This window comes from Streptomyces sp. NPDC059994, from assembly GCF_042737755.1.
In the GTDB taxonomy this organism is placed as follows: Bacteria; Actinomycetota; Actinomycetes; order Streptomycetales; family Streptomycetaceae; genus Streptomyces.
In genome coordinates this window covers 123,658-136,620 of sequence record NZ_JBHWUR010000009.1, presented here as the reverse complement: position 1 = coordinate 136,620, position 12,963 = coordinate 123,658, and the positions used below count along the sequence as shown (strand labels likewise).

At 71.6% G+C, this 12,963-nt stretch carries 13 protein-coding genes; 6 read left to right on the top strand and 7 right to left on the bottom strand.

Features of this window, described 5'->3' with window-relative positions:
• The first annotated feature begins 9 nt into the window (after positions 1-9).
• From ACFWA7_RS08290 to ACFWA7_RS08280, 3 genes are all read left to right on the top strand, one after another.
• Entirely contained in the window at positions 10-1,467 is a 1,458-nt protein-coding gene (locus ACFWA7_RS08290; protein ID WP_385541743.1) for a DUF2252 domain-containing protein, read from the top strand.
• A 260-nt stretch (positions 1,468-1,727) separates the two neighbouring features.
• Positions 1,728-2,558, top strand: coding sequence for a hypothetical protein (locus ACFWA7_RS08285; RefSeq protein ID WP_385541741.1), 831 nt, complete (start codon positions 1,728-1,730; stop codon positions 2,556-2,558).
• A 149-nt stretch (positions 2,559-2,707) separates the two neighbouring features.
• A complete protein-coding gene (locus ACFWA7_RS08280) occupies positions 2,708-3,052 on the top strand; it encodes a rhodanese-like domain-containing protein (RefSeq protein ID WP_385541739.1) in 345 nt (114 codons plus the stop codon).
• An 87-nt stretch (positions 3,053-3,139) separates the two neighbouring features.
• Here the strand turns inward: ACFWA7_RS08280 and ACFWA7_RS08275 are convergent, their stop codons facing one another.
• The 6 genes from ACFWA7_RS08275 to paaA all read right to left on the bottom strand — a co-directional run bounded on the left by ACFWA7_RS08275 (position 3,140) and on the right by paaA (position 8,047).
• Positions 3,140-4,285 carry an acyl-CoA dehydrogenase family protein gene (locus ACFWA7_RS08275; protein ID WP_385821680.1) on the bottom strand — a complete coding sequence of 382 codons (1,146 nt, stop codon included), beginning with the start codon at positions 4,283-4,285 and terminating at the stop codon, positions 3,140-3,142.
• Between the two features lie 165 nt (positions 4,286-4,450).
• Positions 4,451-5,506, bottom strand: a complete 1,056-nt coding sequence (locus tag ACFWA7_RS08270; protein WP_385541736.1) for a 2Fe-2S iron-sulfur cluster-binding protein — start codon at positions 5,504-5,506, stop codon at positions 4,451-4,453.
• The gene (paaD, locus tag ACFWA7_RS08265; RefSeq protein ID WP_385821678.1) at positions 5,507-6,025 is read right to left on the bottom strand and encodes a 1,2-phenylacetyl-CoA epoxidase subunit PaaD; all 519 of its coding nucleotides are present in this window, start codon (positions 6,023-6,025) and stop codon (positions 5,507-5,509) included. It lies immediately after the preceding gene.
• The gene (gene paaC, locus ACFWA7_RS08260) at positions 6,019-6,762 is read right to left on the bottom strand and encodes a 1,2-phenylacetyl-CoA epoxidase subunit PaaC (RefSeq protein ID WP_385821676.1); all 744 of its coding nucleotides are present in this window, start codon (positions 6,760-6,762) and stop codon (positions 6,019-6,021) included. The genes paaD and paaC overlap by 7 nt, the downstream gene beginning before the upstream one ends.
• A complete protein-coding gene (paaB, locus tag ACFWA7_RS08255; RefSeq protein WP_361375961.1) occupies positions 6,759-7,046 on the bottom strand; it encodes a 1,2-phenylacetyl-CoA epoxidase subunit PaaB in 288 nt (95 codons plus the stop codon). The genes paaC and paaB overlap by 4 nt, the downstream gene beginning before the upstream one ends.
• Positions 7,043-8,047: a 1,2-phenylacetyl-CoA epoxidase subunit PaaA gene (gene paaA, locus ACFWA7_RS08250; RefSeq protein WP_385821674.1), complete on the bottom strand. Its 1,005-nt coding sequence runs from the start codon at positions 8,045-8,047 to the stop codon at positions 7,043-7,045. Before paaA ends, paaB begins: the two co-directional genes overlap by 4 nt.
• Positions 8,048-8,201: 154 nt before the next feature.
• On the opposite strand from paaA, the gene ACFWA7_RS08245 reads away from it, so the two are divergent.
• Genes ACFWA7_RS08245 through ACFWA7_RS08235 form a run of 3 tightly spaced genes read left to right on the top strand, consistent with a single transcriptional unit; the run spans position 8,202 to position 11,235 of the window.
• Complete coding sequence (locus ACFWA7_RS08245) at positions 8,202-9,134, top strand: DUF5819 family protein (RefSeq protein WP_385821672.1); 933 nt, start codon at positions 8,202-8,204, stop codon at positions 9,132-9,134.
• A complete protein-coding gene (locus ACFWA7_RS08240) occupies positions 9,131-10,540 on the top strand; it encodes an HTTM domain-containing protein (protein ID WP_385821670.1) in 1,410 nt (469 codons plus the stop codon). Before ACFWA7_RS08245 ends, ACFWA7_RS08240 begins: the two co-directional genes overlap by 4 nt.
• A complete protein-coding gene (locus ACFWA7_RS08235; protein WP_385541723.1) occupies positions 10,537-11,235 on the top strand; it encodes a TrmH family RNA methyltransferase in 699 nt (232 codons plus the stop codon). The genes ACFWA7_RS08240 and ACFWA7_RS08235 overlap by 4 nt, the downstream gene beginning before the upstream one ends.
• A 37-nt stretch (positions 11,236-11,272) precedes the next feature.
• Here ACFWA7_RS08235 and paaN read toward each other — a convergent pair whose 3' ends face one another.
• Complete coding sequence (gene paaN, locus ACFWA7_RS08230; RefSeq protein ID WP_385821668.1) at positions 11,273-12,946, bottom strand: phenylacetic acid degradation protein PaaN; 1,674 nt, start codon at positions 12,944-12,946, stop codon at positions 11,273-11,275.
• Between the last annotated feature and the right edge of the window lie 17 nt (positions 12,947-12,963).

The window sequence follows — 12,963 nt, the reverse complement described above, 5'->3', positions numbered from 1 at the left end:
CGGCACGCGATGAGCGCTGTCGAGACGATGATTCCGGTCCTGCGAGCGGTGCCCGACGACGGGCAGATCCGGATTCCCGAGGTGCCGGGCTTCCGACACCACCACGGCCGGGGACCGGGCCATACGGCCGGCTCGCCGAAGAGTGACGGCAAGGCACTGCGCGACCGCGTGCCCCGCTCCTCGCACGACTCGCTCGTCCTCTCCACCGACCGGCCCGACGCGGTCCGGGCCGTCGAGGAGTCGAACCTGGGCCGCGTGCCGGAGCTCACGCCGATCCGGGTGGGCCGCATGGCGGCCTCCCCGTTCGCCTTCCTGCGCGGCGCCGCCGGACTGATGGCCCACGACCTCGTCGGCACCCCCGTCACCGGAATAGGCGCCCAGCTCTGCGGCGACGCCCACGCGGCGAACTTCGGCCTCTACGGCGACGCGCGCGGCGGACTCGTCATCGACCTGAACGACTTCGACGAGACCGTGCACGGCCCCTGGGAATGGGACCTCAAGCGCCTCGCCGCCTCCCTGATCCTGGCCGGCCGTGCAGCGGGCGCCGACGAGGACACCTGCCGGGCCGCGGCCTACGACTCGGTCGGCGCCTACCGGCGGACGATGCGCCTCCTCGCGAAACTGCCGGTGCTGGACGCCTGGAACGCGATAGCCGACGAGGAGCTGGTCTCCCACGCCGACGCCCGGGACCTGCTCGGCACCCTGGAACGGGTGTCGGCCAAGGCCCGCAACAACACCAGCGCCCGCTTCGCCGCCAAGGCCACCGAGCAGATCGCCGACGGGCACCGACGCTTCGTCGACGCGCCGCCGGTGCTGCGCCGGGTGCCCGACGCCGAGGCGGCCGCCGTGGCCGCCTCGCTCGGCCCCTACCTGGAAACCCTCTCGGAAGACCGCCTGCCGCTGCTCGCGCGGTACGCGATACACGACGTGGCCTTCCGGGTCGTCGGCACCGGCAGCGTCGGAACACGGTCGTACGTGGTCCTGCTCCTGGACCACCGCGGCGAGCCGCTGGTGCTCCAGGTCAAGGAGGCCCGCGCCTCCGCCCTGCTGCCGCACCTGGCCAAGGCCGGCTTCCACGCCCCGGACGGAGGCCACGAGGGCCGCCGTGTGGTCCTCGGCCAGAAGCGGATGCAGGTCGTCAGCGACATCCTGCTCGGCTGGACCACCGTCGACGGACGTCCATACCAGGTACGGCAGTTCCGCAACCGCAAGGGCAGCGTCGACCCCGCGGCCCTGACCGCCGACCAGCTGGACGACTACGGCCGCATGACGGGCGCACTGCTGGCCCGCGCCCACGCCCACAGCGCCGACCCGCGCCTGATAGCCGGGTACTGCGGCAAGAACGAAGAGCTCGACGAGGCCGTAGCCGGCTTCGCGGTCCTCTACGCCGACCGCACGGAGTCCGACCACGCGACGCTCCTCGCCGCGATCAGGGACGGACGGGTGGCGGCAGAGCTGGGGGTGTGACGCGCGCGGGGTGAGGGTGTGAGCCGGACGGGATGGGGGTGTGAGGCGGGTCGGCCGGCGGTGTGAGGCGGGTCGGTCGGCGGTGTGAGGCGGGTCGGTCGGCGGTGCGCGGCGGGCTGGGTGGGCTGGGGGTGGGCTGGGGTGGGCCCCGCGTTGCGGGGTGGTGCTTTCGGCTGGGGTGAGGTGTGGGGGTGGGGAGAGGGGGGCCGGGGGGGAGGGGGAGGGAGGGGCCCCACCCCCCGCGCCCGTACGCTGGACCAGTGACGGACGAACCTGCCGAAGAGACGACCGCCCGGCCCGAGGACCCTGAGAACGCGGAACGGCCCGAAGCCCGGCTGGACAGGGCTGTGCGGGCGGCCGAGCAGGCGTTGATCGAGTTCGAGATCGCCGTGGAGACCTTCCGCGTGGAGGTGGAGAACTTCTCCCGCCTCCACCACCAGAAGCTCGGCCCGATGTACACCCGGCTCGACGAGCTCGACGCCCAGATCGCCGAGGCCAAGGCCTCGCTCACCGGCGACCCGGAGGACCTGCGCAAGGCACGCGAGGCGCGGGCCGCGGTGCAGCCGATGCCCGGGGTCGACGAGCTCTTCCACGACTGGATGGACTCGGATGGGATCTCCGCCGAGGCCGCCTCGATGCTCACCGACCAGCCCGTACGGCCGCCCAAGCGGGTCCGCCCGAGCGAGGAGGCGCGCAGGCTCTACCGCGAGCTGGCCCGCAAGGCGCACCCCGACCTCGCGCAGGAGGACCAGGAACGGGCCCGGCGGGAGGAATTCATCACCCGGGTCAACGCCGCCTATGGCCGCGGTGACGAGGAGCTGCTGCGGGAGCTCGCAGAGGAGTGGGCGGCGGGGCCGGTGCCTGAGGAGGTGCGGCCCAGCGAGAGCGAGGAGCTCTACGCCCGGCTGGAGTGGCTGGCCCAGCGCAAGGAGCTGCTGGCCGTGCTGGCCCGTGAGCTGGAGGAGAGCGCGATCGGCTCGATGCTGCGGATGGCGCCCGACGACCCGGACCGGCTCCTTGAGGAGATCGCCGAGCAGCTGCTCGCCCAGGTGGCCGGGCGCGAGGCGATGCTGGCCGAGCTGGTGCAGTAGCGTTCCCAGTGACCTGCCCATACGGCGATCTCGCTGAGCGGCCGATACGACCGATGCGGCCGATGCAGCCGGTACAACTGGTGTGGCCGATACGGCCCTGCGACCGACACGGCCGTCGCGGCCGACGCGTACGAGAGAAGGCATGACCCATGAATTTCGCCCAGCTGCCGTCCGTGGATGTCGCTGCCGTGCCGGCCGACGCCCTGGTGCTGGATGTCCGTGAGGACGACGAGTGGGCGGCCGGGCATGTCGAGGGCGCGCTGCACGTGCCGATGAGCGACTTCGTGGCGCGCTTCGGCGATGTGACGCAGGCCGTCGAGGACGGCCGCCGGGCGTATGTGATGTGCCGGGTCGGCGGCCGGTCCGCGCAGGTCACGCAGTATCTGGTGCAGCAGGGCATCGACGCGGTGAACGTCGACGGCGGCATGCAGGCGTGGGACTTTGCCGGGCGTCCGATGGTCACGGACAACGACAGCGCGGCCTTCGTCCTCTGACCGGCACCGGCACCGGCCCCGCCTGCTGAGCGGCCGGGCCGCCGACTGAGCCGCTCGCGCGGCGGTGTGGGTGGCTGTACGCACCCGCTACCCGAGCGGGTGCGCGGCCAGCAGGTCGCCGAGGGCTTCCTCGTGGGCCGCGGCCGGGCCGAGTGACAGTTCCAGCTGCTTGGCCCAGGCGTGGTAGCGGTGCAGGGGATAGTCGGTGTCGGCGCCGAAGCCGCCGTGCAGATGCTGGGCGGTCTGTACGACTCTGCGTACGCCGTCGGAGGCCCAGATCTTCGCCACCGCCACGTCACCGGAGACGGGCAGCGCTCCCCCGGCGCCGGTGCTGATGCGCCACGCGGCCTGCCACAGGGTGGCCTCCATCGCGCGCAGGTCGATGTAGCGGTCGGCCGCCTGGACGGCGACCGCCTGGAAGGTGGCGATCGGGAACCCGAACTGTTCGCGTTTCCCGGTGTATTCGCTGGTCATCGCGAGTACGCCTGCACCGAGGCCGAGCGCGAGCGCACAGGTGCCGGTGGTCAGCAGCTCGCGCAGCCACTCCCATGCCCCCTCGGCCGTGATGACCGCGCGCGCTTCGATACGTACGGAGTCGAGGCGGACCTCGGCGAAGCGCTCTCCGCTGGTGGAGATCTGCTCGGCGAGCGTGATTCCGTCGTGGACGCGGGGGATCAGCGCGAGTACGGCGCGGCCCTCACCGGTGTGCGCGGGCACGGCGATACGGTCCGCGTTCTGCGCCCAGGGCACCCCGGTCTGCACCCCGTCGAGCACCCAGTCGTCGCCGCTGTCGGCGCTCCCCGGCCGTGCCGTGACCGCGAGTTCGGCGGGGTCGTGGCCGGTGCGGCCGTTGGCCGCGACGGTGAACACCAGCTCGCCCCGCCCTGCGGCGGGAAGCAGCTCACGGGCCAACTCGGTGTCCCCGTAACGCTGTATGGCCATCGCCACCGCGCTGCTCTCCAGCAGCGGCACCCGGGCCAGCACCTTCGCGGACTCGCGCAGCACCAGGCAGAGGGTGATCGGGTCGAGGCCCGCCCCGCCGTACTGGGGGTCGATGACCAGGCTCAACAGGTCCGCCTCGGCGAGCTTGGCCCACAGCGGGCGGTCGAACTCCTCGGCCACCGCGCCCTGAGTCAGCGCGGGGCTCGGCACCGCGTCGGGCACCACCCCCGAGAAGACCGCCTTCGCCGCTTCGACGGCCGCCTGCTGCTCCTCGGTGAAGGTGAAGTCCACAGCCCTGTCCTCCCGCACACACCGGATCTGACGGACCGTCAAGATAGAACAGGTTCTAGCGGATTGGAATGGCCCGGCGTCGCCCGATGAGCAGAACCGGGAGTACCTGGGGGCTTCCCCCTCCCCCTCCCTCCCCCTCCCCGCCCCCGCCCCGCCCACTCCACCTCACCGATCGAAGTCCAGCTCCACTTCCTTCGTCGCCGGGTGGGACTGGCAGGCCAGTACGTAGCCCGCCTCGGTCTCGTCTTCCTCCAGGGCGAAGTTGCGGTCCATTCGCACCTCGCCCGAGACCAGGAACGCACGGCAGGTGCCGCAGACCCCGCCCTTGCAGGCGTACGGGGCGTCGGAGCGGGCTCGCAGCACCGTGTCCAGGAGCTTCTCGCCGTCCTGGACCGGCCAGGTGCCGGAGCGGCCGTGGAGCGTCGCGGTCAGTGTGGCGTGCGCCGGGGCCGAGGCCGCCGCGGTGCTCTTCACGGGGGCTTCGTCGACGTGGAAGATCTCCTCGTGGATGCGGCCGCGTGCGACGCCCAGTTCGCGCAGGGCCCGCTCGGCTCCCTGGACCAGGCCGAACGGTCCGCACAGGTACCAGCCGTCGACCTCTTCCACGGGGAGCAGCGCGGGCAGGAGGGCCGTCAGCCGTTCCTGGTCGAGCCGTCCGGAGGGGAGCCCGGACTGCTGCTCCTCCCGGGAGAGCGCGGTGACCAGATGGAACCGGTCGGGGAAGCGGTCCTTCAGGTCGGCCGTCTCCTCCAGGAACATGGTGGACGACACCGTGCGGTCGCTGCGTATGAGGCAGAAGCGGGCTGCGGGCTCCCGCTCCAGCAGGGTCGTGGCGATCGACAGCACCGGGGTGATGCCGCTGCCGCCGACGACGGCCACGAAGTATCCGGCGCGGGGCTCCAGGATGAAGCGGCCCATCGGCTCCATGACGTCGACGACGTCGCCGACGGTGAGTTCCTTGAAGGCGTACGTGGAGAACTCGCCGCCTTCGACGAGGCGGATGCCGACGCGCAGGACGGGTGTGTCCGGCTGTTCGACGGCGGGTGCGCAGATCGAGTACGTGCGGCGGATCTCCTGGCCCTGCACCGTGCGGCGCAGTGCGAGGTGCTGGCCGGGGCGGTGCCGGTAGGCCTCGCGCAGGTCCGGTGGCACGTCGAAGGTGACGGTCACCGAGTCGTCCGTGAGCTGTTCGACCTCGCTCACCCGGAGTGGATGGAACATCTACAACTCCTTGAAGTGGTCGAACGGTTCGCGGCAGGCCACGCAGCGGCGCAGGGCCTTGCACGCCGTGGAGGAGAACCGGCTCAGCAGCTCGGTGTCGGTGGAGCCGCAGTGGGGGCAGCGCACGGAGAGGGTGAGGGCGACGGGTCCCTCGGCGGTGTGGGGCCGGGGCGGCGCTATCCCGAACTCCGCCAGTTTGCGGCGGCCTTCGGCGCTGATGTCGTCGGTCGACCAGGCGGGGGAGAGTACCCGGACGACCGAGACGTCCGGGATCCCGTTCTCGTGCAGTACCTGTTCGATGTCGGCGGTCATCGCTTCTACGGCGGGGCAGCCGGTGTATGTGGGGGTCAGCTGGACGGTGACCCTGCCGGGGCTCTCCAGGTGGACTCCGCGCAGCACGCCGAGTTCTTCCAGGGTGAGCACGGGCAGCTCGGGGTCGGGGACCGATCCGGCGAGCCGGGCCAGTTCCTGTTCCAGCGGTGTCATGTCGGCCGTGGCCGCGGCCGTGCCGGTCACCATGTCGCCCCCGGGTGGCTGCGGTGCAGGTGCTGCATCTCGGCGAGCATCCGCCCGAAGGGCTCGGTGTGCAGGCCCTGGCGGCCGGCTCCGGCGGCCCAGGCGCCGGTCCTGGGGCCTTCGGGGACGGTGAGGGTGGCCTGCTGCAGCACGGAGGTGACGGACGTCAGCCAGGTCCGCTCGGTCTCCTGCCAGTCGATGTCGACGCCGTCGACGGGCTGGAACATCTCGCCGGTGAACCGCCACAGCGCCTCGCACGCGCGCTGCATCCGCTGGTGGCTCTCTTCGGTGCCGTCGCCCAGGCGCAGGGTCCACTGTTCGGCGTGGTCCTGGTGGTAGGTGACTTCCTTGACCGCCTTGGCGGCGAGTCCGGCGAGTTCGCTGTCGCCTGCCGCGAGCTGTCCGTAGAGCAGTTTCTGGTAGGTCGAGAAGTAGAGCTGGCGGGCGATGGTGTGGGCGAAGTCGCCGTTGGGCTGCTCGACGAGCTGGAGGTTGCGGAAGGCCCGCTCCTCGCGCAGATAGGCCAGTTCGTCCTCGTCGCCCGCGAGGGAGAGCAGGATGCGGGCCTGGCCGAGCAGGTCGAGTGCGATGTTGGCGAGGGCCACTTCCTCTTCGAGGACGGGGGCGTGTCCCGCCCACTCCCCCAGCCGGTGCGAGAGCACCAGCGCGTCGTCGCCGAGGGCCAGCGCGGCCGTGGCTGCCGGCGTGTCCGCCGTCTTCTGCGGGGTCGGGGTCGTCACAGGTGCTTCACCCCTTCCGGGATCTCGTAGAAGGTCGGGTGGCGGTAGGGCTTGTCGCCGGCCGGTTCGAAGAAGGAGTCCTTCTCGTCGGGGGAGGAGGCGGTGACGGCGGTGGAGGGCACCACCCAGATGGAGACGCCTTCGGACCGTCGGGTGTACAGGTCGCGCGCGTTGCGCAGCGCCATCTGCGCGTCCGGGGCGTGCAGGCTTCCGGCGTGGGTGTGGGACAGTCCGCGGCGCGAGCGCACGAACACCTCCCACAGCGGCCAGTCGTGTGTGGTCATGCCGTTGCCTCCCCGTTCTTGTGCTGCTTGGCCGCGTACGCGGCTGCCGCTTCGCGGACCCAGGCGCCTTCTTCGTGGGCGCGGCGCCGCTGGGTGATCCTTTGTTCGTTGCAGGGCCCGTTGCCCTTGAGGACGTCCCAGAACTCGGTCCAGTCGATCGCCCCGAAGTCGTGGTGTCCCCGCTCCTCGTTCCACCGCAGGCCGGGGTCGGGGAGGGTGAGGCCGAGCGCCTCGGCCTGGGGGACGCAGATGTCGACGAAGCGCTGGCGCAGTTCGTCGTTCGAGTGCCGCTTGATCTTCCAGGCCATGGACTGCGCCGAGTGGGACGACTCGTCGTCGGGCGGGCCGAACATCATCAGGGAGGGCCACCACCAGCGGTCCACCGCGTCCTGCGCCATCGCGTGCTGCTCCGGGGTGCCCTGGGAGAGGGCGAGGAGCAGCTCGTAGCCCTGGCGCTGGTGGAAGGACTCCTCCTTGCAGACGCGGACCATCGCCCGTGCGTACGGCCCGTAGGAGCAGCGGCAGAGGGGGACCTGGTTGGTGATGGCGGCGCCGTCCACGAGCCAGCCGATGGCGCCGACGTCGGCCCAGGTCAGGGTGGGGTAGTTGAAGATCGACGAGTACTTCTGGCGGCCCGAGTGGAGCTTGTCGAGCAGCTCGTCGCGGCTCACGCCGAGGGTTTCCGCCGCGCTGTACAAGTACAGCCCGTGGCCCGCCTCGTCCTGCACCTTCGCCATGAGGATCGCCTTGCGGCGCAGTGAGGGTGCGCGGGTGATCCAGTTGGACTCGGGCTGCATTCCGATGATCTCGGAGTGGGCGTGCTGCGCTATCTGGCGGACCAGCGAGGCCCGGTAGGCATCGGGCATCCAGTCGCGCGGCTCGATGCGCTCGTCGGCGGCCACGGCGGCGTCGAACGCCGCCGCGTATGCCGACGCGTCCTTCTCTTCCGCCGCTGGTGAGCCGTGCTTGTTGGTGCCGGTCTCCGCGGTCACTGCCGTCATCCGAGCCCCCTGCCGAGCTGTCGATTCCGGGCCGTCCGCCGGGCCACTCGCTCCCGACCGATCGTTCGGTTCATTGACTTCAATGGTGAGTCGGCGGCCCGTAGGGTGTCAACCCTGTGGATAACCCAGTGGAGCCAACCGGGATCGGGGCGGGATGGATTCGTACGACGAGAAGGACGTGCCGGACGGGGAGGAGCGGGCCCGGCGGCCCGGATCCGATGCCGCCGACGGCGGCCCGCAGGCCGCCCCTGGCGCTGCCGCACCCGCTCCGAACAGCGAAGACGTGACCGCGCCCGGCGCCTCGGACACACCCGCCTCCGCGTCCGGCGCCTCGGACGGGCCCGCCCACGCGCCCGGCGCGCCCGCTCCCGCCTCCGCAGCTCCCACGGCTCCCGAGCCCGCCGCTCCCGGTGTCCCCGGGCGCGGTATCGCCGGGCTCTCGCTCCCGTACCAGGTGGCGGCCGCGCTCGCGCTGGCCGTCGTCGCCGTCGTGGGGGTCGTCCACATCGCCATGGTGTTCCTGCACGTCGCGCCGTCCAACACGGTCACCAAGCAGCACGGCAAGGTCGTCGACGACTGGATCTATCCCGAGTTCGAACAGAACTGGAAGCTCTTCGCTCCCAATCCACTCCAGCAGAACATCGCGGTACAGGCACGTGCCGAGATCCGGATGGCGGACGGGAACCGCAGGACGACCGGCTGGATCGACCTGTCGGCCGGGGACGGTTCCGGCATCCGCGGCAACCCGCTGCCGAGCCACACCCAGCAGAACGAGCTGCGCCGGGGCTGGGAGTTCTTCATCAACTCCCACACCGACGACAACAAGCCCAACGGCCTGCGCGGCGAGCTCTCCGACCGCTACATCCACCGGATCGTGATGCTCCGCCTCGGCGCGCAGCGCGACGGCGGGACCGTCGAGCGTGTACAGGTCAGGTCCGTGACGACGTCCGTGAAGGCTCCGCGGTGGAGCGACGAGAAGATCGACACCCGGCCGTACTACCGGGTCGTTCCCTGGTGGACCGTGACCCCCGCCGACCTCCCGGCCGGCGCCGGTTCCGCCGACGCGCGGACGGAGGCCGGCCGATGAGCGAGTCGAAGAGTGAAGCGGCGGTGAACGGGCCGGTGAGCGGATCGGTGAAGGGCGCGACGAGCGGGGTGACCGGCGAGCAGACTCATGCGCCGACTACGTCCCCTGAGTCTCAGGGCTGGCACGCGTCCCTTGAGCACCAATCACTTCAGACAGCCCACGCCACCCTTACGCCCCACACCACCCCCACGCCCCACCCCTCCCACGCGTCCGCCCCCCACCTCCCCCCCGAGTCCAAGCCCGCCCAGGCCCTGCGCCGGGTCACGGGCGCCGCGCTCGGGCCGTACCAGAGCGCTGTCGTCCGTATCGGCTTCTCCGCGACGTGGCTGCTCTTCCTGCTGCGCGAGCTGCCGCACCGCCGTGAGCTGTACGGCCCCGAGGGCCCGTGGAGCTGGGACATGGCCCAGCGGCTCGTCTCCGGCAACCACGCCTTCACGGCGCTGCTGTGGACGGACAGCACGCTCTGGTTCGAGGTCGTGTACGCCGTCGCTGTGCTCTCCAGCGCGCTGCTGATGCTCGGCTGGCGCACCCGCACGATGTCCGTGCTGTTCATGGTGGGTGTCCTGTCGCTGCAGAATCGGTCCGTCTTCATGGGGGACGGCGGTGACAACGTCATCCACCTGATGGCGATCTATCTGGTGCTCACCCGCTGCGGCCAGGTCTGGTCGCTGGACGCGCGGCGCCGCGAGCGGGCCGCCGCCCGCGCCGCCGAGTCCGGCGAGCCGGTGCCGGACCGGATAGGGCCCGTGCTGTGGGCCGTCCTCGGGGCCGCCCTCGTCGCCGTCACACTGCTCGGCGACGCCGGCGGGGGCTGGCTGCTGACCCTCTGGGGCCTGTGGGTGGTGCAGGCGCTGTGGTGGGCGGCCGGCCGGTACGCCCAGGGTGACCCGCGCGCCCTGCTCGATGTCGTCGCCAACCTCGCGCACAACGCCACCATGGTCGTGATCATGGCCGAGGTCTGTCTGATCTACGCGACCGCCGGCTGGTACAAGATCCAGGGTTCGCGGTGGCAGGACGGCACCGCGCTCTACTACCCGCTGCACCTGGACTACTTCTCGCCCTGGCCCGCCCTCTCGGACATCCTCGGCGGCAGCGGCCTGATCGTCATGCTGCTCACCTATGGAACGGTCGCCGTCCAGGTGGCGTTCCCGTTCACGCTCTTCAATCGGCGGGTCAAGAACGTCCTGCTGGTGGCGATGATGATGGAGCACGCGGGCATCGCCCTGCTGCTCGGGCTGCCGTTCTTCTCGCTCGCGATGATCGCGGCCGACGCGGTGTTCCTGCCCACCGGCTTCCTGCGGTGGCTGGGCGGTCGTGTCGGGCGGCTGCGCGAGCGGCTGGCGGCGCGGGTGGCCCCGCAGCGGCGTACGGAAGAGGAGCAGCGGCCCCGTACGCTCGTGGCGTGAGCAGCGAGAACAGTCCCCGCCCTTCCCCTTCTGCCGAGGCCCCGGCCGAGGAGCCGCTTCAGTACGACGACGGCTACGCGCCCGAGGTCGGCGTCGGGCCGCACCCGCTGCCCTGGCCCCAGGGGGAGCGGTACGACCCGGAGCTGCTCGCGCACGGCGACCGGCGCAATGTCGTCGACGCCTACCGCTACTGGACGCGCGAGGCGATCGTCGCGGACCTGGACACCCGCCGCCATGACTTCCATGTGGCGGTGGAGAACTGGGGCCACGACTTCAACATCGGCTCCGTCGTACGGACTGCCAACGCCTTCCTGGCTAAGGAGATCCACATCGTGGGGCGGCGGCGCTGGAACCGGCGCGGCGCGATGGTCACCGACCGCTACCAGCATGTACGCCACCACCCGGACACCGAGTCGCTGACGGCGTGGGCGGCCGCCGAGGGGCTGCCGATCATCGGGATCGACAATCTGCCGGGCGCCGTGCCGCTGGAGCGCACCGTGCTGCCCCGGCGGTGTGTGCTGCTGTTCGGGCAGGAGGGGCCGGGGCTCACCGAGCAGGCGCGTGAGCACGCCTCGGCGGTGTGCTCGATCGCCCAGTTCGGCTCGACCCGGTCGATCAACGCGGGCGCGGCGGCCGCGATCGCGATGCACGCCTGGGTGCAGCGCTACGCCGCGATCCCGGACCCGGCGCTCTGAAGCGGCCGGGTCCGGTGCGGGCGCAGGTGCGCGCGCGTCAGGCCTGGCGGCGGATCTCCACCACCCGGAAGCGGTTGGCCACGAACGCGCCGTCGCACAGGGCCGCGTTCGCGGCCGGGTTGCCGCCCGAGCCGTGGAAGTCGGAGAACGCGGCCGTCTGGTTGACGTAGACCCCGCCGGTCAGGTTCAGGGAGAGCTGGGCGGACTCCTCCAGGCAGACGTCCTCGATGGCACGCTCCACCTCCTGCGACGTCGTGTACGCGCCGACCGTCATGGCGCCCTTGTCGCGGACCGTGCGGCGCAGCAGCTCCACCGCGCCGGCCGTGGAGTCGACCGCCACGGCGAACGAGACCGGGCCGAAGCACTCCGAGAGGTACGCCGCCTCCGCGTCCGGCTTGGCGCCGTCCAGCTTGACGATCACGGGGGTGCGCACCACCGCGTCCGGGAAGTCGGGGTTGGCGATCTCCCGTGAGGGCAGGGCGACTTCGCCGAGGCCGGAAGCGGCCTCCAGACGGGTCTTCACGTCGGGGTTGACCAGCGCGCCCAGGATCGCGTTGGCGCGCGCGTCGTCGCCGAGCAGGCCGCCGACCGAGGCGGCGAGGTCGGCCACCACCTCGTCGTAGGACTTGGCTCCCGCGTCCGTGCTGATGCCGTCGCGGGGGATCAGCAGGTTCTGCGGGGTGGTGCACATCTGGCCGCTGTAGAGGGACAGCGAGAAGGCCAGGTTGGAGAGCATGCCCTTGTAGTCGTCGGTGGAGTCCACGACGACCGTGTTGACGCCGGCCTTCTCGGTGTAGACCTGTGCCTGGCGGGCGTTGGCCTCCAGCCAGTCGCCGAAGGCAGTCGACCCCGTGTAGTCGATGATCTTGATTTCGGGGCGGACGGCCAGCGTCTTGGCGATGCCCTCACCGGGCCGCTCGGCGGCCAGCGCCACCAGGTTCGGGTCGAAGCCCGCCTCCGACAGGACCGCACGGGCGATCTGGACGGTCAGGGCGAGCGGCAGCACCGCGCGCGGGTGCGGCTTGACCAGGACCGGGTTGCCGGTGGCCAGCGAGGCGAACAGGCCCGGGTAGCCGTTCCACGTCGGGAAGGTGTTGCAGCCGATCATCAGCGCGATGCCGCGCGCGGTGGGGACGAAGGTCTTGCTGAGCTCCAGCGGGTCGCGCTTGCCCTGCGGCTTGGACCAGTGCGCCGTGTCCGAGGGGGTGCGGGTCTGCTCCTGGTACGCGTACGCCACCGCTTCGAGGCCGCGGTCCTGGGCGTGCGGGCCGCCCGCCTGGAACGCCATCATGAAGGCCTGGCCGCTGGTGTGCATGACCGCGTGCGCCAGCTCCGGGGTGCGGGCGGAGATGCGGGAGATGATCTCCAGGCACACCAGGGCGCGCGTCTCGGGCCCGGCCTCGCGCCAGGCGGCCATGCCGGCCTTCATCGCGGGCAGCAGCACCTCCAGGTCGGGGTGCGGGTAGGTGATGCCCAACTCTGTCCCGTACGGGGAGACTTCCGCGCCCGTCCAGTCGTCGGTGCCGGGCTGGTCCAGGTCGATGCGGGTGCCGAGCAGGGCGTCGAAGGCGGCCTTGCCGTCGTTCTCGTACGCCTTGGGGTGCTCGGGGTGGGGCGACCAGTACGCACGCGTGCGGATCGCTTCCAGGGCCTGGTCGAGCGTGGCCCGGTGGGTCTCGGTGAGCTGCTGGGGGCTGAGCTGGGCGGCCATACGGACCCACTCCTCGT